This is a genomic window from Chryseobacterium metallicongregator, from assembly GCF_031324065.1.
Lineage (GTDB): Bacteria > Bacteroidota > Bacteroidia > Flavobacteriales > Weeksellaceae > Chryseobacterium > Chryseobacterium metallicongregator.
This window is the reverse complement of record NZ_JAVIXS010000016.1, coordinates 103,549-128,909: the sequence shown is the minus strand read 5'-3', so window position 1 is coordinate 128,909 and position 25,361 is coordinate 103,549. Positions and strand designations below refer to the sequence as shown.

At 35.7% G+C, this 25,361-nt stretch carries 19 protein-coding genes; 5 read left to right on the top strand and 14 right to left on the bottom strand.

Annotation, left to right across the window (positions count from 1 at the left end):
* Positions 1–34: 34 nt before the first annotated feature.
* The 6 genes from REB14_RS17190 to REB14_RS17165 all read right to left on the bottom strand — a co-directional run bounded on the left by REB14_RS17190 (position 35) and on the right by REB14_RS17165 (position 13,002).
* On the bottom strand, positions 35–538 hold the full coding sequence (locus REB14_RS17190; RefSeq protein WP_034696386.1) for a GbsR/MarR family transcriptional regulator: 504 nt from the start codon (positions 536–538) through the stop codon (positions 35–37).
* 124 nt (positions 539–662) lie between these two features.
* Positions 663–5,183 (bottom strand): TonB-dependent receptor plug domain-containing protein, encoded by a 4,521-nt coding sequence (locus REB14_RS17185; RefSeq protein WP_309522806.1) that lies wholly within the window; start codon positions 5,181–5,183, stop codon positions 663–665.
* Positions 5,184–5,186: 3 nt separating this feature from the next.
* Positions 5,187–7,955 (bottom strand): hypothetical protein, encoded by a 2,769-nt coding sequence (locus REB14_RS17180; RefSeq protein WP_309522805.1) that lies wholly within the window; start codon positions 7,953–7,955, stop codon positions 5,187–5,189.
* Positions 7,956–8,018: 63 nt separating this feature from the next.
* A complete protein-coding gene (locus tag REB14_RS17175; RefSeq protein WP_309522804.1) occupies positions 8,019–9,929 on the bottom strand; it encodes a vWA domain-containing protein in 1,911 nt (636 codons plus the stop codon).
* Between the two features lie 85 nt (positions 9,930–10,014).
* Positions 10,015–12,471 carry a vWA domain-containing protein gene (locus REB14_RS17170; RefSeq protein WP_309522803.1) on the bottom strand — a complete coding sequence of 819 codons (2,457 nt, stop codon included), beginning with the start codon at positions 12,469–12,471 and terminating at the stop codon, positions 10,015–10,017.
* 12 nt (positions 12,472–12,483) lie between these two features.
* A complete protein-coding gene (locus REB14_RS17165; protein ID WP_309522802.1) occupies positions 12,484–13,002 on the bottom strand; it encodes an RNA polymerase sigma factor in 519 nt (172 codons plus the stop codon).
* A 199-nt stretch (positions 13,003–13,201) separates the two neighbouring features.
* Between REB14_RS17165 and REB14_RS17160 the strand changes: the two genes are divergently transcribed.
* Together REB14_RS17160 and REB14_RS17155 are read left to right on the top strand one after the other, a co-directional pair.
* On the top strand, positions 13,202–14,404 hold the full coding sequence (locus REB14_RS17160) for a C1 family peptidase (protein ID WP_034696380.1): 1,203 nt from the start codon (positions 13,202–13,204) through the stop codon (positions 14,402–14,404).
* Between the two features lie 196 nt (positions 14,405–14,600).
* Entirely contained in the window at positions 14,601–14,765 is a 165-nt protein-coding gene (locus REB14_RS17155) for a bacteriocin-like protein (protein WP_157885757.1), read from the top strand.
* A 225-nt stretch (positions 14,766–14,990) separates the two neighbouring features.
* Here the strand turns inward: REB14_RS17155 and REB14_RS17150 are convergent, their stop codons facing one another.
* Positions 14,991–16,052 (bottom strand): NADH:flavin oxidoreductase, encoded by a 1,062-nt coding sequence (locus tag REB14_RS17150; protein ID WP_309522801.1) that lies wholly within the window; start codon positions 16,050–16,052, stop codon positions 14,991–14,993.
* Between the two features lie 166 nt (positions 16,053–16,218).
* Between REB14_RS17150 and REB14_RS17145 the strand changes: the two genes are divergently transcribed.
* On the top strand, positions 16,219–16,611 hold the full coding sequence (locus tag REB14_RS17145) for a winged helix-turn-helix transcriptional regulator (protein WP_309522800.1): 393 nt from the start codon (positions 16,219–16,221) through the stop codon (positions 16,609–16,611).
* Positions 16,612–16,651: 40 nt separating this feature from the next.
* On the opposite strand, the gene REB14_RS17140 is transcribed toward REB14_RS17145, so the two are convergent.
* The gene (locus REB14_RS17140; protein WP_079242397.1) at positions 16,652–16,939 is read right to left on the bottom strand and encodes a hypothetical protein; all 288 of its coding nucleotides are present in this window, start codon (positions 16,937–16,939) and stop codon (positions 16,652–16,654) included.
* 100 nt (positions 16,940–17,039) lie between these two features.
* On the opposite strand from REB14_RS17140, the gene REB14_RS17135 reads away from it, so the two are divergent.
* A complete protein-coding gene (locus tag REB14_RS17135) occupies positions 17,040–17,456 on the top strand; it encodes a carboxymuconolactone decarboxylase family protein (RefSeq protein ID WP_079242398.1) in 417 nt (138 codons plus the stop codon).
* Positions 17,457–17,487: 31 nt separating this feature from the next.
* On the opposite strand, the gene REB14_RS17130 is transcribed toward REB14_RS17135, so the two are convergent.
* Positions 17,488–17,838, bottom strand: coding sequence for a hypothetical protein (locus REB14_RS17130; protein WP_079242399.1), 351 nt, complete (start codon positions 17,836–17,838; stop codon positions 17,488–17,490).
* A gap of 86 nt (positions 17,839–17,924) precedes the next feature.
* Positions 17,925–20,357: an alpha-ketoacid dehydrogenase subunit alpha/beta gene (locus tag REB14_RS17125; RefSeq protein ID WP_079242400.1), complete on the bottom strand. Its 2,433-nt coding sequence runs from the start codon at positions 20,355–20,357 to the stop codon at positions 17,925–17,927.
* Between the two features lie 135 nt (positions 20,358–20,492).
* Here REB14_RS17125 and REB14_RS17120 point away from each other — a divergent pair, with 135 nt between their 5' ends.
* Positions 20,493–20,789 carry a hypothetical protein gene (locus REB14_RS17120; protein ID WP_238594269.1) on the top strand — a complete coding sequence of 99 codons (297 nt, stop codon included), beginning with the start codon at positions 20,493–20,495 and terminating at the stop codon, positions 20,787–20,789.
* Between the two features lie 211 nt (positions 20,790–21,000).
* Here REB14_RS17120 and REB14_RS17115 read toward each other — a convergent pair whose 3' ends face one another.
* The 4 genes from REB14_RS17115 to REB14_RS17100 all read right to left on the bottom strand — a co-directional run bounded on the left by REB14_RS17115 (position 21,001) and on the right by REB14_RS17100 (position 25,309).
* Positions 21,001–21,795, bottom strand: coding sequence for a hypothetical protein (locus REB14_RS17115; protein ID WP_079242401.1), 795 nt, complete (start codon positions 21,793–21,795; stop codon positions 21,001–21,003).
* 258 nt (positions 21,796–22,053) lie between these two features.
* Positions 22,054–23,031 carry a polyprenyl synthetase family protein gene (locus REB14_RS17110; RefSeq protein ID WP_079242402.1) on the bottom strand — a complete coding sequence of 326 codons (978 nt, stop codon included), beginning with the start codon at positions 23,029–23,031 and terminating at the stop codon, positions 22,054–22,056.
* A 72-nt stretch (positions 23,032–23,103) separates the two neighbouring features.
* Positions 23,104–24,012, bottom strand: a complete 909-nt coding sequence (locus REB14_RS17105; RefSeq protein ID WP_309522799.1) for a hypothetical protein — start codon at positions 24,010–24,012, stop codon at positions 23,104–23,106.
* 346 nt (positions 24,013–24,358) lie between these two features.
* The gene (locus REB14_RS17100) at positions 24,359–25,309 is read right to left on the bottom strand and encodes a sterol desaturase family protein (RefSeq protein WP_079242404.1); all 951 of its coding nucleotides are present in this window, start codon (positions 25,307–25,309) and stop codon (positions 24,359–24,361) included.
* Positions 25,310–25,361 lie beyond the last annotated feature (52 nt).

Here is a 25,361-nt window from a genome sequence, read left to right as displayed (position 1 = left end):
GAAATAAAAAAGGATTTTCATCCTCTTTTGTTCTTTATTTCAACAGATTGGTAATCTTCCCTACCAGCCAGTGGTCATCACTTTTTATCGCCAGATCCATGATGTTGTTGATTTTTCCGGTTACAGAACTGAAATCATTCATCAGCTTGATAAATTCCTGTGCTTCTTCTGAATCTTTATCCTCAATATTTTTTAATTCTTCAAGAAAGGAAATGACTGGTTCAATCTCTCTTTTTCTTCTTTCTTTTGTAATTTGTTTGAACAGATACCAGACATCTTTTTCTGCTACGAAATATTCTTTACGGTCGCCTTTTACAAATTCTTTTTTCACGATTCCCCAGTCTATCAGAGCACGGAGATTCATATTGGCATTTCCTCTTGAAATTTCCAGCTGTTCCATGACTTCATCAGTAGAAAGAGGTTTTCCGCTCGCCAGAAGCAATGCATGCACCTGTGCCATCGTACGGTTGATTCCCCAATTGGTAGCAAAGGTTCCCCAGGTCTGAATGTATTTTTCTTTTGCTTCTGAAAGTTGCATCTTGTTTCCGTTTTTAATTTCTGTAACAAATGTAATTATATTTTTTGAATTTTCAATAATTTTTGAAAATTAATTTTAAAATTAAAACAGATCTCCTTAGAATACCTGTTTTAACTTATAAAAATTAAGGTTCAATACTGGTTGTAATCCCTTGGCTCCAATATTTTGCTTCCGGCATATAATAGAGATAAACATTACTTGATTTTCCTGTGTAAGTTCCTGCAAATTCTACTTTAAGGTCAAGATTAACGGTTTTTGTTTCCTCGTCATTAAAATGTTCCCAATATAAAACCAGATAGTTATCAAAAACCTCATAGTAAGAAACCTGTTTTTTATCAACCATATCTTTCAGTAAGGCATTTTGCAGAGTCAGTCCTGCTGGTACACCAATTTTTGCTATGGTCATTGGCAGCTCTCCGTTTATTTTGTTTTTTACGGTAATGGTCATTCTCTTAGTCTCCCCTACTTTAGATATTCCGGATTTTAATTTTGTCTCCATGGTAATAGGAATATCTTTGCTTTCCGGAGCTTGCAATGTATAATATTGATATTCAAACTTATATGGAAGTCCATTTTTATTTGGATAGTGAACATTAATAGTATTTTCTCCGGCTTTAAATGCTGATGAAGCACTTATCATAGGTGAGACTTTTGCATTATTAATCCTGATATCAGGTTTTTCAGTTCCGTACAATTTTCCATTTTTAGAGAAAAAATCAGATAATGCCTGTATTGCCAGTGTTGTGGCCTGTGTAGAACCGAATCCGTAATATCCATTGAGACCAATAAGTTGATCAGCTACTTCAGCAATTTTCAACTCATTGAACTTCTCATCTTTCTGAAGCGCCATTATATATAATGAAAGTGTTTCTGCATCCGCAGACATTCCCCATGAACCTGTAAAAGTGATTTTAGATTTTATATTCTTCGTTTCATACTGCTGGTTCAGCATCTGCATCAGGTTATCATATTCCTTTTGTTTTCCTAAGTGAGCCGCAGCATTGGCAAGCAAAGCCAGCTGATAAGAATCTTTTGTAACTAAAGCTCTTTTGAGCGTTACCTGAAAGGAATCTTCAATTTCATTTTTAAACCCAAGTTTGGACAGAGCATATACAACATACATATTTCTAGACCAGGAAAATTCAGAAAAATCTTTTTTGGATTCATAAGGCTTTCTAACTTCGAATAATCCGTTTGCATTCTTTTTCGACAGAATAAATGTGGAGAGCCCATGGATAAGCTTAGCGTCCGGATTTACATACTTCTTTAATTCGGTAAATTCTAATAATGCAAACGCTGAAAGTGACACATCCGATTCCTCGCTGTTGAAATACCCGAATCCTCCATCTTTATTTTTATAGCTCAACATTTTCTGGAAGCCTTTTTTCATATTTTTAATGACTTCATTCTCTGTTGCTGTATTTATTTTTTTACTTGATTTCAAATAATCCAGAATAAAAATATTAGGATACACCGTTGATGAAAGCTGTTCAAAGCATCCGTAAGGCTCTTTCTTCAATTGTGCCAGATTGTCAAACAATTGCAAAGCAGTGCTTTCAAACACATAATATGAGGAAAATAAGCTTCCATTGATATACTCTGGAATATTGATTTTTATCTCTTCTGTTTTGTTATTGATAATGGAAAACTGATGGGGAAATCCTTTTTCTTCAACTTTAAACGGAAGAATCATTGTTTCTCTGAAATCTCCGGATCTTATGGTAAATTGAATATTGGAATTCACTATCTCATCGGTCTGTATTCTTACAAATAATCTTCCTGATTCCAATGGCTTCAGAGTGATAAGACTATCGGAACTGATGAGTTTTACATGGTTCGGAACAATTACATCCATGGTCATTTTGCGCGTTTCAGGAGAATTATTTTTAATTACCACAGGAATTATCATCTGATCTGTTCTTGTCAGATATTGTGGAATTTTGGCATCTATTGAAATCAAACTCTGGGCAGCATACGTTGTTTCATCTCTCCCTACAAGTCCTGATGCAGCAATTCCTTCTGTCATAATTCTGAAAGTGGAATTGGCATCTGAATTATAAAACTCTACTTTTGCCTTCCCATTTTTATCCGTCTCTACTACCGGATTCCAGTAAAGCGCTTCTCTGTAATCAAAACGGTAAGAGGTATTGGTTGTTTTATATTCAGGATAAACAAATTCTCTTGCCCCGGCATATGAGATAAGTTTTCCATAAGGCAAGGCTTGTATGGCGAGATAAGATTTCGGAGTAATATCAAAACTTATTTCTGATTTTCTATTTTTGGATGAGTTGACGACCACTACTCCATTCACAGCTCTGCTTCCATAAATAGCAGTAGCAGCAGCATCTTTCAAAACGGTAATACTGCTGATATCATTTGGATTGATCGTCGTATTAAAGTTTTCGACAGGAATACCATCCACAATGAATAGAGGGTTCTTATTGGTCATGGAGGCTGTTCCTCTAATATTGATCTGTTCTCCTGCTCCCGGCTGTCCGGTGTTTGTTACCACTACTCCGGCAACTTTTCCACTCAACAGAGAAGTTACACTGGCATTCTGCATTTCCATAGAAGAAGCTACTGTTGTAGAAGCAACCGCTAATTGATCTTTCTTTACACTGTACCCCAGCACAACTACTTCTTCAATACTTGCATTCCTTCTGATTGTATCAGTTTTTGATCTTCGTGGGGGATTTAACTGACTGGTTTTGTTTTTATTTTCTGTTTTTACTTCTTCTTTTCTTTCAGCTTCCTTTACAATTTCTTCTACGTCTATGTTGGTCAATTTCTGTTTTACTAAAGGATTAATATCCAGATTATAAGACAGAATTCTGATTTTCAACTGATGTTTGGGCTGAAAAGATTTTGCAATAATTTTGTATGAATAATCAGCATTTAAATCCGAAAAATAGAACTTTCCATTTTCTGCAACAGTCTGCTTGAGAATTTTTTTATTATCTGTATCCAAAAGAAAAACATCTGCTTTCACCGGCTTTTTGTTTTCATCTTCTACCACGCCATAGATTGTGTTTTTCTTTTCAGGAAGGTATTTGTATTTATTGGTCTTCAGAATTTCCGGAATAGGTTCAAAATATCGATAACCGTTTGTCAGCATCACAAGATCTAAGCTTTTATCTGCTTTTTCTTCTTTTTTATCGAAATAAAACTGAGGTTTTTCAATTTTCCCTTTGAGCTCAGACTCCATCAAAAGCCAGGAAATAATATGATTCTGCTTATCATCAGCATATGTCCATAGCTTATCATCTACTACACTTATTCCAAGATTAGCGGGAACGGGTTTATTATTTTCATCTGTAGTTTCAATATTCAGCATTACTTTTTCTCTCGGCAGATAATGTTTCTTTACAGGAGTAACTTTTATATTCAGCTGGTTTACTTTATTGGCAAAAACAATCCGTTCTGCAAGCAGCATACTGTTTTCCAGAACGGTAAACCTGCAGATTCCTGTGGGGAAATCCTTTTCTGCAATTTCCAAAGAATTCATTCCTTTTTTCAGCGAAATGATTTTGCTGTAAACTTCTTTTCCGCGGAAACTTCCCAGCAGGGTAATTGTTTTTTCCTGGGTAGAAAAAATGGTAAAATTCAGGTTTTTATTTTCATTCTGAATATTCAAAACCAGTCCTTCATTTTTTGCTACGGGGAGATTAAAAGTCTGGGTAATATTTTCCGGCTTTACAACTTTCGCATAATAATTTTCTCCTATTTTAGGGCTAAACCGGAAGCTTCCCATTCCGAAATTGTAGGCTGAAATTTCTTTTATTTTTTCGTGATTCTGATTGTAAACTGCCAGAACAGCATCTACAGGTTTTTCAAACTCATCCAGAATTTTAAAAGCGATATTCTGTTCTATTCCATTGATAAAAGTTCCGCCTTCCGGTAAGAATTTCACATCCAGATTATTCAGAACAATAGGAATATTTCTGGAAATGGATTCGGTAAACCCGTCAAAATTCACTTTGATATTCAAAAGAGCATCAGAGGATTCCAAGATCTCAGGAAGCTTAAATCTCAACAGTTTTTTACCTTCTTTATCGGTAATAAGTTTTCCTTCTGAAATGGTTTCTCCGTTGTGCATTACTGTGTAATCCGCTTCATAAAAAGGAATCGGAAGATTGCTAAGACTTCTCATTGAAAAATAGGCACTTACCTCATCTCCCGGGCCATATCCTTTTTTAGGAAAATCAAGCTTCACTAAAATCCTTGGTGATACTATTTTCTGAAGGGTAATTTCTTTCTCAAATACATTTTTGCCTTCTTCATTCTGCATCCAGTTGGTAAAAGCTCTGATTTTATAGATGCCACCCTTCATGTCTTCAGCAAAATAGAAGTCTCCCCGGGCATATCCATTGGTAATTTCGTATTTTAATTTTCTCACAACACTTCCTGCAGGATCTGTTATTTCAAAATTTACGACTCTGCTTTCTTCGACTGGTAAATTATTGTTTCCTTTAACAACATATATTTTAAAATACATGTGCTCCCCAGGTTTATAAAAAACATGATTGGTCTGAATGTAGGTCTTTTCTTTTTCAAAATCCTGAAATGGTTGCTGCCCCTTCACAGAAAAGCCTGAAAATAATAAGCACAGCAGGATGATATAGGGTGATATAAACTTGAGATTCATGAGTTAAAATTTAAGAGAAACAATACAGCCAAATGTTTTAAAGGAAGGAAGATTAAAAAAATCCAGTCCTCTTCCATTACTCAAATCGTAGAAATTCTGATTAGGATCTACGCCTTTATTGGCCTGCCAAAGCATAATATTATTTACATAAAAAGTCAGTCTGAGAGTCTGTTTATTATGGTTAATCGGGAAATCTGAGGAAAGTGATATATTGTTGATTCTTATATAATCTGCCTTTTGAACATAATTTTCAGCCACCCCTAAATAACCGTACTTCGACCATCTGTTTTCCAGAACATTCCGGCCAGGATCATAGAAATCAACAGGAATCTGGTTGACAGTTCCATTGGCCTGTACGCCTTCGAAAATATAATTTTTGATATTCCTTTCTTCTCCCGAGCCATAAGAACGACCGTAGTAATCGAGAACAGCCTGTGTTCCGTTCCAGAGGTGGCCCCCTTTTTTCCATTCCCAATTGATATCTAAGGACCAATTTTTATAGGCAAAACTGTGGTTGAATTTCATCACAAAATCCGGTGTAGGATCTGCAATAATTTTCATTCCGTCTGCTTTTTTAGGAAATCCAAACTCATCAATGATCAATTGTCCGGCTGCATTTCTTTCAAAGTAACTTCCCATCACAGCCCCCAAAACCTGTCCTTCTGATAGTGTTTTATAAATATCTTTGAATCCTGAAACAGCATGGTTCTGATATCCGGGAGCCATGCGGTCTACAATATCTTTGTATTTAAAGAATGAAATTTTATTGGTGATATACAAATCATATCCAAGCTGCAACTTTTCGTAAGCAAAATTGAATTCATACCCGCTGTACGTATGATCTGCTATATTCTTTAATATCAGCTGATTGTTTTCAAAAACAGGAAATATATCATCTTTATTTTTTTTATTAAAATACTCTCCTTCTACACTCATTTTATACCCAAGATTCAGCCTGGTTCCAATTTTCCATTCTCTAGTATTGATATTGGATAAACCTCTGAAGCTTTCCACTTCCTGTACCGGAAAATATTGATTGTAATTTTCTGCATTCAGCAAAGTAGTAGAATACGAAGCATAGGATCTTGTAATTTCCGGCTCGGAGCTTAATTGTGTGTAGCTTCCCAATAATTTAAAATTGTAATTATACCAATTGAAGATCCCATTGAACGTCAAATAAAAGTTAGCCTTTGGAAGCCAATAATTATTTTTAAGGGAAGTATTGGAGATATAAAATGAATTCCCAAGATTAAAACCTGCTTCAAAATCATAATCGCGGATATTCATATTATAATTAAAAATATGATCCTGTGAAGTTCTCTGATAGAGATATTTTTGATGAGTCAGGCTGTTATAAATGTCGGATTTTTTATCATTTAAAATAAAATTCAGACTGAAAGTATTTCTAAAGTCATAGTCTCCCAATGAATAAGAGCCCTGTATATTGGAATGATAAGAGCTGTTGTTTTGAATCCTTTCATTCGATACACCGCTGAGGAAACCATAAGTAGAAGGTTTATATTGGTCCTGATTCCAGATAGTAATATTTTCATAGGCCTGAGTGATATTCAGTTTAAAGTTATTCCAGTCTCTCGCTACATTAAGACTCAACTGCCTGTCCTGATTCTTAAAATGGTATTTGCTATCCTGCTCAAAAAGGAATGAAGGATTGTCTGCATATTTGCTGTAGCTTCTCTGTGAGCCATTATTCAGCAAAGTATTTTGTTCATTTGAAAAAGAAACCGGCGTTAACAATGAGTTTTGGTAAGCTCTGTTGAACAAACCTATTCTATTGGTATTGGTTGCTCTATTTTCTTCATAATTGAAAGCTAGATTAATGTAATATCTACCCAAATCTGCGTTAAGTTTTGCTTTAAGGGTATTGGTAATATCAAACTGATCAATAAAATACATCTGGTTCTTTTGCTGTCCCAGATTCAGTGAAAGACGAAGTTTTTCATTGTTCCCCTGTTTTATAAAAGCATTTACATTCAACTGGTTATTATAACCTACCGTAGTTTTAAAAAGGTTGTTATCGTATCTTTGCGCACGCTGAAGCGCATTAACCCACGGAATCAGTTTTCCATTCTGGTCGTACTCATAAGGTAATCCATTAAATCCAAGAGTTGATATATCTGGTCCAAAACTGAACATTTCATTCGTTTCAGGGCCTTTCCAAACAAGATTTCCGTTTTCTGATCTTCCCTGAACATACTTATTTTGAGTCTCCGGAACAGCATTCCTGCTTTTAATATCAAAAGATGTGGTAAAGCTTCCGTTAAAGAGTAATGTTGTCTCATTGATCCTTTTTAAAACATAAACACTATCGTTCTTTTGTTTTAATTTTCTTATTTTATCAAAATATGAGTGAGATCTTTTACTTAGGAGGTTTTTAGTTTTTTCAATACTGAAATCGTCTTTAATTTCCTTTGAAACAAGACTGTCATAGGCTTTACTGTAAATATTTTCAACACTTTTACTTCCTGTCTGATTTTCCAGAATCGCTTTTAATTCTCTGAGTTCATAAGAAGAAATAACATGGGTATTTTTCCCTTGATTCCATACAAGGGTATCATAAGGTTTAGCCGCAATAATAGCAAATCCTTCCTCATCAGTTAGTTCATAAATACCGCTGTTTTTATTATAAACCTTTAAAAAATTCTGCTCCTTATCTTTAGTTGTTAAAAATTTACCAGAGTAATAGAGTTGTGAATTTTGTGCCTGTAATAGGGTAATCGTAAATGGCAATAACAGCAAATAATTCTTTTTCATCGGTTGTTAGTATGCTTAAAAATATAAAAAAAGAAATTTCCGGGGAAATTTCTTTTTTATGAATTACTTTTGAATTGTTTTATAGCTTTCTATCAGCTTTAAAAATTCTGACCGGTAGCCTTCTTCATCCTTACTTTTTCCCTGTTTAGCAAGGTTTTCAATATCGGAAAGATCTTTTTTTGTAATCAGTTCTGAGTTTCTTAATACTAACCCGAACCAGGCTACGGAAGAGGCAAATTTAAAATCCGGACTTACTGAAGATTTATCTTCTTTTTTAATCACTTTAGTTATCTCAATGCTTTTGTCTCCATCAGATTTTTTGTACCTGAATTTTACCGTTGCCATTTCATCTCCAAAGTTCTTCTTCTTAGAAATTTCAGAATATTTCAATTTTGTTTCTTGTGGGATAAATTCAGACTCTACATTTGACGGGATAACTTCATATAAAGCAGTTACTGTATGTCCGCTTCCTAGTTCTCCTGCATCAATCTTATCATTTACAAAGTCTTCATTTCTTAGTTTTCTGTTTTCATAACCAATCAGTCGGTGTGATTTTACATATTTAGGATTAAATTCAATCTGCACTTTTACATCTTTGGCAATGGTATAAATATTTCCTGCAAATTCTCTTCCCAAGAATTTATTGGCTTCCTGCATATTATCAATATAGGCATAATTTCCATTTCCTTTGTCCGCCAGAATTTCCATGGTATTGTCTTTGTAATTTCCCATTCCATAGCCAAGGCAGGTAAGGAAGATTCCGGTTTTCCTTTTTTCTGTTATTAACGCTTCAATATCGGTGGTAGAAGAAGCTCCCACATTAAAATCACCGTCTGTTGCCAGAACAACTCTGTTATTTCCTCCTTTTATAAAGTTTTGCTTCGCTAGTTTATAAGCAAGTTCAATTCCAGCTCCTCCGGCTGTGCTTCCTCCGGCCTGAAGATTATCCAACGCTTTAATAATTTTTTCTTTTTCACCTGCTGACGTTGGGGGTAAAACCACTCCTGCACTTCCCGCATAGACTACAATCCCAACCTTATCCTTAGGTCTGAGCTGGTTCAGTAAAACTTTAAGAGAAGACTTCAGCAAGGGAAGTTTATTTTCTGCATCCATTGACCCTGAAACATCGATAAGGAAAACAATATTGGATGCAGGCAGACGATCCATCGGAATATTTTTCCCCTGAAGTCCTATTTTGAGCAGTTTATGTTTAGGATTCCATGGAGATTCACTGTATTCTGTATTAATTGAAAAAGGATCGCCATTGGCAGGCTGTGGATAATCATATCTAAAATAATTAATCATCTCTTCTACCCTCACTGAGTTTTTATCAACCTTAGATCCATAACTGATCATTCTTCTGACATTGGAATAGGATGCATTGTCTACATCAATAGAGAATGTAGAAACAGGTTGATTACGGGTTAATTCAAATGCATTTTCAACTAACGCTGCATATTCTTCATTGTTATAATCAATATCCTGATCTACCTTTTTTGTAGTCTTTTTAACATTTTTTTTGTCACCAACCTGATGGTCATAAACTCTTCCTGATTCATAGGATATCGATCTGGAACTTACTACTTCCATTGCAGTAACTGACTTTGGTTTCGGGCAGCCATTATATTCCGGTAATCCCGGAACCGTAGGACAGGCATCGTCTTTATCCAAAATACCATCTCCATCTGTGTCCGGCCACGGACAGCCATTATTTTCCGGAGGTCCGGGCACTGTAGGGCACGCATCATCTTTATCAATAACACCGTCTCCATCCGACTCTACCCACGGACAGCCCTCATTTTCTACCGGACCGGCAATATCAGGACATTTATCTAATTGATTAGGAATCCCATCCTGATCTTTATCTTTCCTGACACTGTAAGTCTTTGGTTCATTGGCTTTTTCAGTATTTTTTTGAGTTTTACAGCTTGTCAATGCAACAAGCCCTAGCATGGTTATTACAATTTTTTTCATCTTTAAAAATTTCGACAGGAAATTATTAAAATTAATTCAATCCTGTTAATAATTGTTAAATAAAACAGATTTCTTCTCTTAAAAATTACTTTTGAATTGTTTTATAGCTCTCTATCAGCCTTATAAATTCTGAACGATAGCCTTCTTCATCCTTACTTTTTCCCTGTTTAGCCAGGTTTTCAATATCGGAAAGATCTTTTTTTGTAATCAGTTCTGAGTTTCTTAATACTAACCCAAACCAGGCTACGGAAGATGCAAATTTAAAATCCGGACTTGCAGAAGATATTCTATTATCTGTATTTTTAACAATCTGACTTATTTCAAGACTGGTATCTCCGTCAGGTTTTTTATATCTGAATTTAATTGTTGCCAGTTCATCTCCAAATTCTCTCGATGAAGTATTCCGGGTATATTTCAGATTACTTTCTTTAGGAGCGAAATCCGATTTTACATCTGCAGGAATCACTTCATACAACGCGGTAACGGTATGTCCGCTTCCCAATTCTCCAGCATCGATTTTATCATTGGCAAAGTCTTCATTTTTCAGTTTTCTATTCTCGTAACCAATCAGGCGATATGATTTTACATATTCAGGATTAAATTCAATCTGGATTTTTACATCCTTTGCGATAGCATACATACTTCCTGCAAATTCTTTCCCCAGAAACTTATTCGCTTCCTGCATATTATCAATATAAGCATAATTGCCGTTTCCCTTATCGGCAAGGGTTTCCAGCGTATTGTCTTTATAGTTGCCCATCCCGAAACCTAAGCAAGTGAGGAAAACGCCTGATTTTCTTTTATCTTCAATCAGCATTTTAAGATCTGAGGTTGAAGACATTCCTACATTGAAGTCTCCGTCGGTTGCAATAATAACACGGTTATTTCCATCTTTTACAAAGTTTTCCTCCGCCAGCTTATAAGCAAGCTCAATTCCAGCTCCTCCTGCTGTACTTCCGCCAGCCTGAAGATAATCCAGTGCTTCAATAATTTTATCTTTTTCTCCTGCTGAAGTAGGAGGTAGAACCATTCCTGCACTTCCCGCATAGACTACAATCCCTACTTTATCTTTTGGTCTGAGCTGATTCAGCAGCACTTTAAAGGAAGATTTTAATAATGGTAATTTATTTTCCTCATTCATTGAGCCTGAAACGTCAATAAGAAATACAAGGTTGGATGCAGGCAGTTTGTCCGTGGGAAGATTTTTTCCCTGAAGCCCTATTTTAAGTAATTTATGTTTAGGGTTCCATGGTGAATCGTTGTATTCTGTATTGATTGAAAAAGGATCTTCATTTTTAGGCTGAGGATAATCATATTTGAAATAATTCACCATTTCTTCGATTCTTACAGCATTTTTATCGACTCCCTGACCAGTATTGATCATTCTTCTCACATTGGAATAAGAAGCATTATCAACATCAATAGAGAAGGTGGATAACGGCTGGTTGCGCGTCAGTTCAAAAGGATTTTCAACAAAAGCATCATAACTTTCATTATTGGGGGCAACCTGTGTAATCGGCTGTTGTTTATTGATTTTTTCCTGCAGCTTTTTCAATCTTTTTCTTTCCCTTCTTGATGGATCTTTAGTGGTTACCACGATCACTCCATTTGCTGCTTTATTTCCGTAAATTGCTGTAGCAGAAACACCTTTTAAAACATTCATGCTTTCAATTTTTTTAGGATCTAATTTTCTGAAATCCTCATCTTTTGTCACCATTCCATTGACAACAAACAAAGCCTGATTTTCTGGTTTTATAGAAGCTGTCCCTCTAATCCTCAGCTGAAAATTATTGAAATCTCCAGGAGCTATGTTACTCCCCTGATTTCCTGATCCATTGATTTGAATTCCTGCAACCCTTCCTGCCAATGAAGAATAAGTAGTGGGTTGAGGCAAATTACTGACAGAGCTTGTAACGGTACTGGATGCTGTCACTGAATTTACTACCTTCCTTTGTCCAAAACCAACCATTACAACTTCATCAATACTCGTGACTCTATTGCTATCTTTTCGTTGTCCGGAAGAAATGTAATTAGCTTTCCTATCATCATATACGATGTCGCTTTTCTCTCTTACTAACTGATTTTCGGAGATTGCCGGTTGATATACATGATCCGAAGACGGAGGAAGAGGAGGAAGCTCAACAGAATATTTCGGTGGTAACTGAATTGTATTCACTGCAATATTTTCTGCCGGCTTAACAATATTTTTTTCTTTTTGGATATTATGCTTTGTAATGCTGTCTATTTTTGCAATATCAACTTTATTACCAGGACTTTTTGAAACTTTATTTTCTGCAATTGCAGATGGTAAAGGTTCTGCAACCTCTTTTTTATCCATAAAGTAAAAAGCCCCTAAACCGATCATCAGACTTGCAGCAATACTATAGGGTAGCCAAAGAGGAATGATTTTCTTTTTCTCTTCTTTTTTATCTAATTTCTCTTCAATCTTTCCCCATACTTTCTCAAAACCAGGAAAAACAGTTGGCTCTTCTGAAAGCCTGGAGGCTTCATTGAATTGTTGATCTATATGATTATTTTCCATTGTTGTAAAAGTTTAAATGTTTTGATTTACGAGAAGTTCCTGCAACTTTTTTCTTGCAAAATTGAGTTGGGATTTTGATGTTCCCTCGCTTATGGAAAGCATGATTGCTATTTCCTTATGAGGATATCCTTCAATAGCGAAAAGATTAAAGATGGCTCTGCAGCCTTCCGGGAGAAAATTCAATAAGCTCAGAATATCTTTTTCCAGGGAAAGGTTTTCTGTAGTTCCTTCAGAATGATCAATGAAGTTTTCTTCCAGAGAAATAAACAGTCCTTTGTTGGATCTTAATTTCTGAAGGCATTCATTCACCGTAATTTTTCTTGCCCATGCTTCAAAGGTATCTGCATTATGAAGCTGGGTGATTTTCGTGAAGATCTTGTAGAATGTATCGGCTAATACTTCTTCTATATCTTCATCGTTTTTCAAATAGCGTCTGCAGACTGAGTAAAGCCTGCCCGCCATTTTCTCGTAAACTTTCCGCTGGGCATTGCGGTTGTTACGCTGACATTCCAATAATAATTCTTGTTCCATAGTCAGGAGTTATATTATTATAGATGCGGAAACTTTTGAAAGGGTTGGAAACATGATCAACTTTTTTTGAGCAAAAGGGTAAATTGGCCTCTATAATTTCAATCTTTTTTGTGATTTTTTTAATTTCAAATTTAACTTTTCCATGTGTAACAAATCTCTATTATCAACGACTCTTAATATAAATAATCTTTTTATAGTAATGAAAAATGCCAAAATTGCATCATTACTTTTTGTTTTGTCTGCAGGAAGTATGATGTTTGCCCAAGATGACTTAATCAATAAGTTAAAAAACAACCAATCACAAAATGCTAATTTTCAGTTCACAACGTTAAAAGACGTTGGCGCGACTTCTGTAAAGAACCAGGGTTCATCAGGAACTTGCTGGAGCTACTCCGGAAACTCTTTCCTTGAATCTGAAATGCAGAGAATGGGCAAAAAACCTGTAGATCTTGCTGAAATCTTTACAGCGAGAAATTCTTACCACGATAAAGCCAAATTATACGTTTTGAATAATGGTGCTATCAGCTGGGGAGATGGAGGAGAACTTCACGACGTAATCAATATGTATAAGAAGTATGGAGCTGTTCCTCAGGATGTGTATACAGGATTAAAAGCTGGACAGACTACCAACAACTTCAAGGAAATGCAAGGGAAACTAAAACCTGTTCTTGACAGCCTTGTTCAGGCTTCTTCAAAAGGGAAACTGACAGATAACTGGATGGATTCGGTAGATGCTATTCTTGATGAATATTTAGGAAAAGTACCTGCTAACTTCACATATGAAGGGAAAAACTACACTCCGAAAACATTTGCTAAAGAAGTAGTAGGAATCAATCCTGAAGATTATGTAGAATTATCTTCTTATAAAGATTATGCTTACTATGAAAAATTTGTAGTTCCCATTCCTGATAACTGGAGCCACGATTCTGACTGGAATGTTCCGATGAAAGACCTTACTGCAATCATTGACAATGCTGTAACAAAAGGATATTCTGTAGGTTGGGCAACGGATGTTTCTGAGCCTTATTTCTCTTATAAAAACGGGGTAGCTTACGTTCCGGATATGGATCTTGACCAGATCACTGCAGAGAACAAACAAACTTTGTTTACTGAGCCTAAAAAAGATAAAACCATCAGTGAAGACATGCGTCAGAAAGCACTTAACAATCTTTCTACAACGGATGACCACGGTATGCATATCGTAGGTTTGGCAAAAGACCAGACAGGTAAAGAATATTATATGGTGAAAAACTCATGGGGTGTAACCAATGATTTCGCCGGATATCTTTACGTAACAAGACCTTATGTTGAATACAAATCAACAGCAATCCTTGTTCACAAAAATGCAATTCCAAAAAGCATCTTAAAACAATTGAAGCCAACTAAAAATATTGGTTTATAAGATAAAGAAATCATTTCTGCCATTTTTTAAGGCAGTTTTAGATATTTAAATCTGTTAAAACCCGCTTCTGGAAATTCCGGAAGCGGGTTTGTTTTTAGAATATGTTATTTGAAAAAATATATTTCCCATTTTAGTGCAAAGTATTGTTTGATTTACAAAAAATATTATATTTGCATGAATCAACAAACTAATTAACATGAAAAATCTAAAGAAATTAACAAAATCGACATTAAAGAACATCATTGGAGGAAATGCTCCACAATGCGAAGGCGATACTGTTGCATGCCGACATAAAGCTGAAAATGGTGTTCCTGCTTATTGGTCATGCGAACCCGCTGCAACAGGATGCAGATTCTTATAAAAAGGAATTCAAAGCTTTTAGAAATTGTTTATAAAGAAGTAAATAAAAACCCGATTTCAGAGTTTCTGAAATCGGGTTCTTTAATAAATAGGTGAAAATTAAATATAAAATAAAGTGAATTATGCTGATTTAATACCAGTTTGCATCGTTAATTCTATTTCGCAGGTGAATAAATTATGCTGTTAAAAAACCACCGCGAAGCGAATTCACCATTCCTTATTGATATTAAAATAAAACGCCCATACTTTCTGCTGAGAAATCCAGAAGAGCTTCAGTGTTTCCTTCTTTGATCTTCTGTACCCACTGATGATCCTGTAAGATTGCTCTTCCTACTGCAACAAGATCAAACTCTTCATTGTCAAGTCTTCTGATCAATTCTGTAAGGTCTCTTTTTTCTGTTCCTTGCCCTGCAAAAGCATTCAGGAAATCTCCGTTCAAGCCTACAGAACCTACTGTAATGGTTGGCTGTCCGGTAATTTTTTTAGCCCATCCTGCAAAGTTTAAATCAGAACCTTCAAATTCCGGTTCCCAGAAACGACGCTGTGAACAATGGAAAATATCTACACCAGCCTCTTTTAATGGTAATAACCAGTCTTCCATTTCGTTTGGAGTGAATGCCAGTCTTGTTTTATAATCCTGCTGCTTCCACTGTGAAAGACGGATAATAATGGTAAAGTCCTCTCCTACTGCTGCTCTGATCGCTTTTACTACTTCTACAGCAAATCTGCTTCTGTCTTTTAATGTTTTACCTCCGTATTCGTCAGTCCTTGTATTGGTCACTTCCCAGAAAAACTGGTCAATAAGGTATCCATGTGCTCCATGGATTTCAATACAATCGAAACCAAGATCTTTTGCTGATTTTGCGGATGCTGCAAACTGTGCAATGGTATCCTGAATATCTTCAATCGTCATTGTTGAAGCTTTTTCCATTTGAACTAACGGATAGTCTTCCGACATTCTTGTATCTCCTACATGCCAGATCTGAGGTCCCATTTTACCTCCATTCTGATGTACAGTATCGATGACATTTTTCCAGCCATTTAATGCTTCTGTACCATAGAAATCAGGGATATTCTGTAAGTTCTTTGATCCAGGTCTGTTGATCACAGTTCCCTCAGAAAGAATTAATCCTACTTCTGAAGCAGCTCTCCTTCCGTAATAGTCTGCAATATTCTGAGTGGGAACTCCATTGTCAGATTGTGCTCTGGTCATAGGAGCCATTACTATTCTATTTTTAAGCTGTAAATTCTTGTATTGAAACGGTTTAAATAATGATGATGTACTCATATTTAAATTTATATTTTATAATTGTTACACAAAGTAACTAATAATAGTTCACTTTTGTATCTTTTATTAAAAAAATAGTGGTAACTTCGCAGTAACTTACATTAGTAACATTAAAGTAACATATGAAACTTTGGTTTTATATGCTGTTTAAAATAAAGATCTCCTTATGAAAAAGAATGAATTAATGCAATACAGCTGCCCTCTGGGCAAGGCAATGGCCGCTTTGGGAAGCAAATGGAAGCCTATTATTGTTCTTGTTATTAAAGACAGGAAGTTACGTTTTGGAGAGCTGGCAGTACGCATTAATGTCATTTCCAGAAAGGTATTGACTGATCAATTGAGGGAGATGGAAACTGATGGTCTGGTTATCCGTGAAGAGTTTAAAGAACTGCCTCCGCGAGTGGAATATTCTCTTACAGAAAAAGGATTGGCTTTATTACCTATTCTGTATTTACTGGAAGAGTGGGAAGCAAAATATCAGATGAAGGGACAGCATGAAGATAAAGATTGTTCTTTTTTGAATGAAGATATAAAAAATAAAAAGGCTGTCAATGTTTGATGGCTTTTTTGCTTTTTAAAACAATACTGAACATTATTTATTAATTATCCGGCTTACTTTTTATAAATAAGGATAAAATAAAAAATGTAATTAAAAACATAATAAACTGAATCAATAATACAGGCCATATACTTGGATCAGCATATCTACATCCGAAACTCAAAATTGAGACAGGAAATGTTACTATTAAAGCATATAAAGTCCATTCACCATATAATGGATCGCTGCCATAAGCTGAACATACTGCCAATGTTCCGGTTCCTACATATAGTATCGAAATAATAAGTGCCCATTTTCGGGACTTCAAAAATGAAGTTATTTCTTTCATGTTTTAATTGAGCACTTTCAAAAAGGTAAGTATATAACGAAAAGGTAAGCATATAGGTTCAAAGCCATTTCTGATGCAAATTTGCAGAAAATATTTCACTATGAATTACAAAGAAATTGCAAAAGAAACCATTGGAAATTTATACAAAGCCCACCACAGCATCCGAAAATCCGGTATTGATGAAAAACTGATCGCTTTGGTAGAGTTACGCGTCTCACAAATCAATGGCTGTGCTTATTGCTGCAGTTATCATGCTAAAGAATTATCTGATTTTGGGTTTGAGCAAGATACCATTAACAGGCTCCCGGGCTGGAAACACACGAATGCCTTTAATGATCAGCAAAAGCTTGTTTTAGAATGGGCTGAAGCTGTCATTGACAGTAAAGATGATTGGCAACATATCAAAGCAAAACTGACTGAGCAATTTACGGAAAGAGAAATTGTGGAGCTTACCGCAAGTATAACTTTGATGAATACTTTGAATAAATTGAGGATTACTTTGGCTGAGGTAGATTAATCAAGAAGGAGCTATAAATCTATGGCTGTTTTTATTTTTGAATAGATAATTTATTAAGTTGTATTTGAACACTTTCATGGTAATCGCCATTAAGGTAATATACAAACCCTTTCTCTATCACAGCTTTTGAACCTGCTTTAGGAATTGAATCTTTGTATTTAAAATAAAGGGTATCATTTTTTAAGCTATAATTTCCGCTGTACACATCTTTATCCCGCATCATTCCCTGGGAAATGAATTCGAAACTGTTATCATCATACATTTTCAAATAAATCCAGCCTAAAGGAGCTTCTCTGTCTGCCAGTAAAACTTCTTTTTTATTCGCTTTCTTACAACCTATAATTATTAATATTAAGATCAAATATAAGAGTCTAATTTTCATGGTTTATCACTGAAGGATTCAAGTAAATATAAACAAAAAAACCACTCCCAAAAGGAAGCGGTTTTTAAATGTATCTAAAATCCCAATTAGAATATCGCAGGATATTTCTGAGGATTTGTTTCATTAAACATTGCGTAGATTTTTTCTACCATATCGTCTGTAGACGGTTTGCTGAAATAATCACCATCACTTGCATATGCTGGTCTGTGATCATTAGCAGAGATCGTCAACGGATCTGAATCCAGATATCTGAATGCTTTCTGCTTTTCAAGGATCTGCTGTAGGATGAACCCTGTAGTTCCTCCTTCCACATCTTCGTCAATCACGACTAATCTGTTGGTTTTCTTAACACTTTCAGCAATTTCGTGAGATAAATCGAAAGGAATCAATGACTGAATATCGATTACTTCTGCAGAAATTCCTAGTTTTTCCAATTCGTTGGCAGCTTCTGTTACAATTCTCCATGTAGAACCGTAAGTTACCAAAGTAACATCTTTTCCTTCTTTAGTTACTTCAATTTTCCCTACAGGAACTGTGAATTCACCTAAGTTATCCGGTTGTTTTTCTTTTAATCTGTATCCATTCAGACATTCTACGATGATGGCAGGTTCGTCAGCCTGAAGCATAGTGTTGTAGAATCCTGCTGCTTTTGTAAGATTTCTAGGTACTAATACTAAAATTCCTTTTGAAAGGTTCAGAATACCCGCCATTGGAGAGCCAGAGTGCCAGATTCCTTCTAATCTGTGACCTCTCGTTCTGATAATTAATGGAGCTTTCTGACCTCCTTTTGTTCTGTAATGTACCGTTGCCAGATCATCACTCATTCCCTGTAAACAGTAAAGAACATAGTCTAAGTATTGGATTTCAGCGATTGGTCTTAAACCTCTCATCGCCATACCAATTCCCTGTCCAAGGATCGTTGCTTCACGAATTCCTGTATCAGCGATACGTAAAGCACCATATTTTTCCTGCATTCCTTCCAATCCCTGGTTTACGTCACCGATATTTCCGGTATCCTCTCCAAAGATTAAAGTTTCAGGATATTTCTCAAAAATTTTGTCGAAGTTGTTTCTGATCACTACTCTTCCATCTACATCTTCAGAGCTGTCAGAATATACAGGTTTGATTTCCTGAACGTTTTCAGCCTTCCATTCAGACTGAGAATATAAGTGAGAAGAATAGTTGTCTTTTTCAACAGCAGATACTTCATTGTATTTCTGCATCAATTGATTTCTTTCTGCAGAATTTGTTCCTCTTGTTGCCAGTAAAGTCTGTCTTACCAAATGGAAAATATCTTTCTTAGCTTTTGAAACTAATTTGTTGAAGTGAGCAATATAAGTTTCCACTTCAGCATTTTGTCCTTTAAGGTTTTCTACTAAAGGTAAAATAGACTGAATAAGTACTGAAATGGCTTTCTGATAGTTTTCCCAAGCTACTTTCTGACCTGTTTTTGCTGCTTTTTTCGCTTCTTCGTCAATAGCATCCAATTCTTCAGCAGTAGCAATTACTTCCTCTTTTCCATCTATTTCGATAGAATAGTTCAGAATCCACTCTTTGAATTTTGCCAGCCCGTCATACTCTGCTTCCCAAGCCAGACGTTCTTCGTTTTTATATCTTTCGTGAGATCCGGATGTAGAGTGTCCCTGAGGCTGAGTAACGTCTACCACGTGCACTACCACCGGTACACTTTCTGTTCTTGCAAAATGTTCTGCCTTAGCATAAGCATCTAATAATGCAGGATAATCCCAAGCTCTTACCTGGATAATCTCACATCCCTGGTTTTCTCCTTCTTTTCTCTGGAAACCACTTAGCATTTCACTGATATCAGCTTTTGCTCTCTGATTTTTCGTAGGAACTGAAATTCCGTATCCGTCATCCCAGATAGAAACAATCATAGGAACCTGAAGAGCACATGCTGCATTCAGAGTTTCCCAGAAGTGTCCTTCTGCTGTAGAAGCATCCCCAATAGTTCCGAAAGCAATTTCGTTACCTTCTCTTGAGAATTTTTCTGAACCGTCAAATTTTACGCTTTTATAGATCGTTGAAGCCTGAGCTAATCCCAATAATCTTGGCATTTGTCCGGCTGTAGGGGAAATATCGGAAGAAATATTTTTCTGAGCTGTCAAATCTTTCCAGCTTCCGTCTTCATTTAAACTTCTTGTTGCAAAATGCCCGTTCATTTGTCTTCCCGCTGATGCAGGCTCTCTTTCCACACTGGTATCTGCATACATCTGTGCAAAGAAACTTTCTACTGTTAAGGCATCTATTGCCAATGCAAAAGTCTGATCCCTGTAATATCCTGAACGGAAGTCTCCATTTCTGAAAACTTTCGCCATTGCAAGCTGAGGAAGTTCTTTTCCATCCCCAAAAATTCCAAATTTAGCTTTTCCAGTGAGTACTTCTCTCCTTCCGAGATAAGACATTTCACGAGAGATCCTTCCTAACCTGTAGTCTCCAAGTATCTGATTTTTAAAATCTTGAAAGGATATTTGCTGTGTTTCAATATAGGTTGTTTGCATAGCTAAGTAAAAAAGTTTTTTAATCTTCAAGTATTTTGCTAATATACACTTTTTAAATTAATTTTAATTTTTAATAATCTTTTTTAAAAATTTGATAATAAAAAAAATTGTGCTTTATTTTGAAAAAAATTGTAAATGATGGAAAAAAAGTCACCTCACATCTTGAATGCGTCCAGCAATCTTTTAGGATTTTCATTAATCATTATTACGTCACTGAAAATCTCTAAGATCAGTCAGAATACGTATTTGGACGAATTTGCAGGATTTGCCTGTATTCTTTTTGCCTGTAGCTGTTTCTTTTCATTTCTGGCGATCAGAACTAGGAATAGAAAGCGGGAATCTACGTTTGAGAACATTGCGGATTATTTATTTTTAATCGCTTTATTTTGTATAGTTCTAGCTGTTATTATTGTAACCCTGAAAATTATTTAATTTAAAATTTTCGCACAATTGCGTAATTTACGGTAATACATAAGGGCAATCGTATAAAAATTTGAGAATTCAATAAGAAGCTATTTCCAATTTTTTTAACTGAATCAATATCAGATTCTAAATATAAAAGAGAAAGTGTTTTGCACATATTTCCAGATTCCTGAAAACATATTACAAAACACTTTAGTTTTAATTATAATAAAAGGTAGAATTATATCTTCTGAACAGTTACATTGGTAACATTTCCGCTTCCTGTAGATCCTGTTTCTGTTGAAATAATCGTAGCATTTTGATTCGGAGCTGCTGTAAAACGAATCTGGTATCCCGCTGTAGGAGCAACAACTACAGTTGTATAATTCATCAGCTCACCTACAGTTCCTGAAGAAGCAACTGCATTATAATGGCTTCCTCTTCCCAGGTAATTAGCATCTGGTACAGGTCTGATACCAATAAGCAACTGAGTATCTGCAGGCATATTGGTAAAACTTGCCTGTAATGTTACCAGATAATTGCCAGCCTGATTAAAAGTCATTACTCCAGTTCCGGTATTATAGGAATAGAAAGGAGAAGTTGCTATTGGTGCAGCGAATAATAAAGTAGTAATTGTTGAAGAACTGATGTTCTGGTTAGCTGCTAAACGTGCATGAAAAAGCGAATAAGCAGTAAAGTCTATAGTCTTCAGTACTCCGCTAGCATCAGCTACAACAACCCTGTCAGTTCCTCCGACGCCTATATTTGAATTAATATTACGGATACGGGCATTTCCGGACGCCACATCTAATTTTTCACTTGGAGAAGCTGTACCTATCCCTACTTTAGCAGTTGAGGTTACACTAAAATCATTATCCTGTTGGGCTACAGAAGGAACTCCTGTGGCAGGATTGTCTTTAGAACCGTCAATATGAAAAGTTGTCTGGGGATTTTGAGTACCTATTCCCACTTGTGCGTACGAAATAACGCTTGAAGTGATAGCACACGCTATCATCATTGTCTGAATTTTTTTCATTATTTGTTGTTTTTTCTTGCGACAAATTAACAAAAAATATACTGAAACCCAATGAATTATTAACAAGCACTTTATTTAAATGATGCAAAATATTAGTTTACAGTAATTTAATATCATAAAAAACGCAACTAATCACAACTGATTGAATTATTGAAAGATAGCTCTATTTTTTCTCCAACAATGAAAAATTTACATACCACGTGGGAAGAAAGGGAAATAAGTGAATAAAAAACTCAGAACAACTAAAAAATATCAACATCAGAATTTTCGCTCAATCACATAATCAAGCATAATATGTAACGACTTTCTTGCTTCAGAATCCGGAAACTCATTCAGAATATCTTTGGCTTTTTGCTGGAAATCTTTCATGATGGTAATAGCATATTCCAATCCACCAGAATTTTTAACAAATTCTATAAGCTCTTTTACACGCTTAGGATTGTTATTATATCGTTTTATGGTATCGAAATAGTATTTCCTGTCTTTTTCACTGGCGATCTTTAAGGTATGAATCAAAGGCAGTGTCATTTTCTGTTCTTTAATATCAATCCCTACCGGTTTACCGATCACGTTTGAACTTAAATAGTCGAAAAGGTCATCCTTAATCTGAAATGCCATTCCGGTAAAAGTACCAAAATCCATCATCTTCTTGGCAAGAGCTTCATCTGCATTATTGGAAAGAACACCTATTTCGCAACAGGCTGCTATCAGAGTAGCTGTTTTCTGACGGATAATTTCATAATACACCTCTTCAGTGATATCCAGTTTTCTGGCTTTTTCCAGCTGAAGAAGTTCTCCTTCAGACATTTCACGGATCGTTCTGGAAATTACCCCAAGCAGGTCATAATCTTTGTGATCTGTGGAGAGTAAAACTGATTTTGACAAAAGATAATCCCCTACCAAAACCGCAATTTTATTCTTCCAAAGTGCATTGATTGAAAAGAAATTACGACGTTTAAAACTTTCATCCACCACGTCATCATGTACCAGAGTAGCCGTGTGGATCAGCTCGATCATAGAAGCACCTCGATAGGTTTTTTCCGTTACCTCACCCACCAGTTTGGCACAAAGAAACACAAACATAGGACGCATCTGCTTTCCTTTGGTGGTAACAATAAAACGGGTTACTTTATCCAATAAAGCTACTTTACTCTGCATTGACTCATAAAACTTCTGTTCAAAAAGTTTCATTTCATCATTGATCGGTCGTTTAATCTCTTCTACTGTATTTGCCACAATCTGCGAATGCTGGGTGAATAATTATTAATTCTCACAAAGATAATTTTTTTCGCTCAATTTTAAGGTAAATTAATCTTTGAGTTGATCTTTCGGAATAAAATAAAAGGAAGGTTTTGTGGTTCCCAACGGAGATCTGAACTTTTCTCCTGAAATATAAATTCCCGTTTCATCTACACTTATTCCCTCAATCTGTGCTAATGAAAGCGCAGTCCCGAGGTAATAATGCTTTGGTTTTTCTTTAAAAAATATTCCTGGTTCGGTTTCTGTAAAAATATCTAAAAAGACTTCTGTTTTCTTGGTATATCCTATTAAATAAAGCTTTTTATCAAAATAAGAAGCATCTGTAACCACAAAACCTGTTGTATAAGCTTCTATTTTTTCTGCCATTTGCAGTTCTGAAATATCAGGATCTACGATATAGTGTGAGGTTGCTTTTGAAGCCCATTCTTTGGTAAATACATGCAGCTTTCCATTCAAGTAGATCATGGCTTCTGCATCGAAGTCATTTTTTGTGTTTTTAGAGGTAAAATCAGTCTGTTCCGGATAATAAAAAAGAATTCTTGTTCCATCCAAAGCTCTTTCTGAACCGGGAATTTTAATGATATTAGCTGTATCAATACGTCCGTAAGGAACTTTATAGATCATCAGATCTTTCCTTGTTCCTGCATTATTTCCGAAATCTCCGATATAAAAATTTTTCCCATCATTGGCCAAAGCCTCCCAGTCCGTATTGATTACATTAGTTTTCAGCGTTCTGATAATTTCGCCGCTCTTTTTATCAATTTCAAAAAGTTCAGCAGCATTTCCACTGTCATTGAATGTGTAAAGTTTTCCATTTAAAATATTCAGTCCTGAGGTTTCCTCAATTTTATCATCAAGATAACCTACTCTGTATTTTTTAATTTTCAGAAAATCGGTCTGCTGAGAAAATGCAGACTGGAAGACAAAAAGAGCAACAATCAGAAGAAGTTTTTTCATAGGACAAAAATAGGGTTTTTATTCTGGGTGAGATGCGGGGCGCGGGTATTGAGTTGGAGGGTTGGAGAGCTTGAGTGAGAGATGAGATTCAGGTTTCGGGATTCGGGTTTGAGGGGAGCGTGTAGATTCCTATGGAATGACATAGTGTATGGATAAATTAAGCGTTCTGTTTGTCATTCCGCAGAAATCTAAATATTGTATGTAGTGAATGGAAAAATTCTGGATTTTTGAAGAGATTTATTGTTTTGCTTATTATCCGTTTTACTTTTTCTAACTTCTTAAAAAAGAAAAGCGGGTTAAAATAGCCCGCTTTTCACTTAGATTTCTATTGATTTTAAATCAGAAGTTAAGCCGTTTTCTGCTCTTTCTGATTTTGTTGTTGTTCTTTCTTTCTAGCCTGTCTTGCAAAATATTCTTTCTGATATTGCCTTACAGTCTTTCCGGTTCCATCATGTCTCCATCCGGGTGAATTGAAAATATAATTAACTCTGTCTGTGAATTTTAATCCTGGCTGCTTCAGATCTTTCCAAATTTTTCTCCATTCATAAAAAAGAACAGTATCTGGTCTGTTATCCGGCATTTTTGGATAGATTCCATATTTCACGGGTACATTTGGATCTTCTTTTTGGAAGGTTCCAAATATTTTATCCCAGATAATGAGACACATTCCCATGTTTTTATCCAGGTATTTCACGTTACATGCGTGGTGCACACGGTGATGAGAAGGTGTTACCAGAATATATTCCAGGAATCCCATACTCTTCACAGTTTGTGTGTGTACCCATGTTCCATAAACCTGCCCGATGGCGTAAGCCACCATAATATGCCATGGATTGAATCCTAAAAATGCAAGCGGTGAAAAATACAAATATCTGTAAAGTGGCTGTAATACGGGGCTTCTGAATCCTGTTGTCAGGTTAAAATACTCTGAACTGTGATGCGTAATATGAACTGCCCAGAATGCTCTGGAACGGTGGTCCACATAATGCAGCACATAATAAGCAAAGTCTGTGATGATAAAACATGCCAGCAAATACCAGATGCTGAGATCCCATGAAAAAAGTCTGTGATGGTAAAAGAAAAACATCACTCCCATGGCAAATGCCTTCATGATAAGGTCTAGGCCAAAGTTCATCAATGCAAGATAAACATTGGTAGCAAGATCTTTTCCACTATATAGCTTAGCTTCTGAAACGTGGCTGTAAATCATTTCAGCTAAAATAACAGTAGCATGCAATGGAATAGCCCATGCATAAACATTTTCCAGCCCATCCTCGCTCATAAGAAAATCCATCATCACAAAATAATTTGTGCAAAGGTAGGGTTTTAACCTATTTTTTATGAAAGTT

Excerpts from the sequence above, each read along its gene's own strand:
- REB14_RS17140 (WP_079242397.1), bottom strand. The coding sequence starts at position 16,939 with ATGAAAGAAATAACTTCATTTTTGAAGTCCCGAAAATGGGCACTTATT.
- REB14_RS17170 (WP_309522803.1), bottom strand. The coding sequence starts at position 12,471 with ATGGAAAATAATCATATAGATCAACAATTCAATGAAGCCTCCAGGCTT.
- REB14_RS17115 (WP_079242401.1), bottom strand. The coding sequence starts at position 21,795 with ATGAAAAAAATTCAGACAATGATGATAGCGTGTGCTATCACTTCAAGC.
- REB14_RS17180 (WP_309522805.1), bottom strand. The coding sequence starts at position 7,955 with ATGAAAAAGAATTATTTGCTGTTATTGCCATTTACGATTACCCTATTA.
- REB14_RS17155 (WP_157885757.1), top strand. The coding sequence starts at position 14,601 with ATGAAAAATCTAAAGAAATTAACAAAATCGACATTAAAGAACATCATT.
- REB14_RS17100 (WP_079242404.1), bottom strand. The coding sequence starts at position 25,309 with ATGATGGATTTTCTTATGAGCGAGGATGGGCTGGAAAATGTTTATGCA.
- REB14_RS17150 (WP_309522801.1), bottom strand. The coding sequence starts at position 16,052 with ATGAGTACATCATCATTATTTAAACCGTTTCAATACAAGAATTTACAG.
- REB14_RS17190 (WP_034696386.1), bottom strand. The coding sequence starts at position 538 with ATGCAACTTTCAGAAGCAAAAGAAAAATACATTCAGACCTGGGGAACC.
- REB14_RS17165 (WP_309522802.1), bottom strand. The coding sequence starts at position 13,002 with ATGGAACAAGAATTATTATTGGAATGTCAGCGTAACAACCGCAATGCC.
- REB14_RS17130 (WP_079242399.1), bottom strand. The coding sequence starts at position 17,838 with ATGAAAATTAGACTCTTATATTTGATCTTAATATTAATAATTATAGGT.
- REB14_RS17125 (WP_079242400.1), bottom strand. The coding sequence starts at position 20,357 with ATGCAAACAACCTATATTGAAACACAGCAAATATCCTTTCAAGATTTT.
- REB14_RS17145 (WP_309522800.1), top strand. The coding sequence starts at position 16,219 with ATGAAAAAGAATGAATTAATGCAATACAGCTGCCCTCTGGGCAAGGCA.
- REB14_RS17105 (WP_309522799.1), bottom strand. The coding sequence starts at position 24,012 with ATGAAAAAACTTCTTCTGATTGTTGCTCTTTTTGTCTTCCAGTCTGCA.
- REB14_RS17160 (WP_034696380.1), top strand. The coding sequence starts at position 13,202 with ATGAAAAATGCCAAAATTGCATCATTACTTTTTGTTTTGTCTGCAGGA.
- REB14_RS17120 (WP_238594269.1), top strand. The coding sequence starts at position 20,493 with ATGATGGAAAAAAAGTCACCTCACATCTTGAATGCGTCCAGCAATCTT.
- REB14_RS17135 (WP_079242398.1), top strand. The coding sequence starts at position 17,040 with ATGAATTACAAAGAAATTGCAAAAGAAACCATTGGAAATTTATACAAA.
- REB14_RS17175 (WP_309522804.1), bottom strand. The coding sequence starts at position 9,929 with ATGAAAAAAATTGTAATAACCATGCTAGGGCTTGTTGCATTGACAAGC.
- REB14_RS17185 (WP_309522806.1), bottom strand. The coding sequence starts at position 5,183 with ATGAATCTCAAGTTTATATCACCCTATATCATCCTGCTGTGCTTATTA.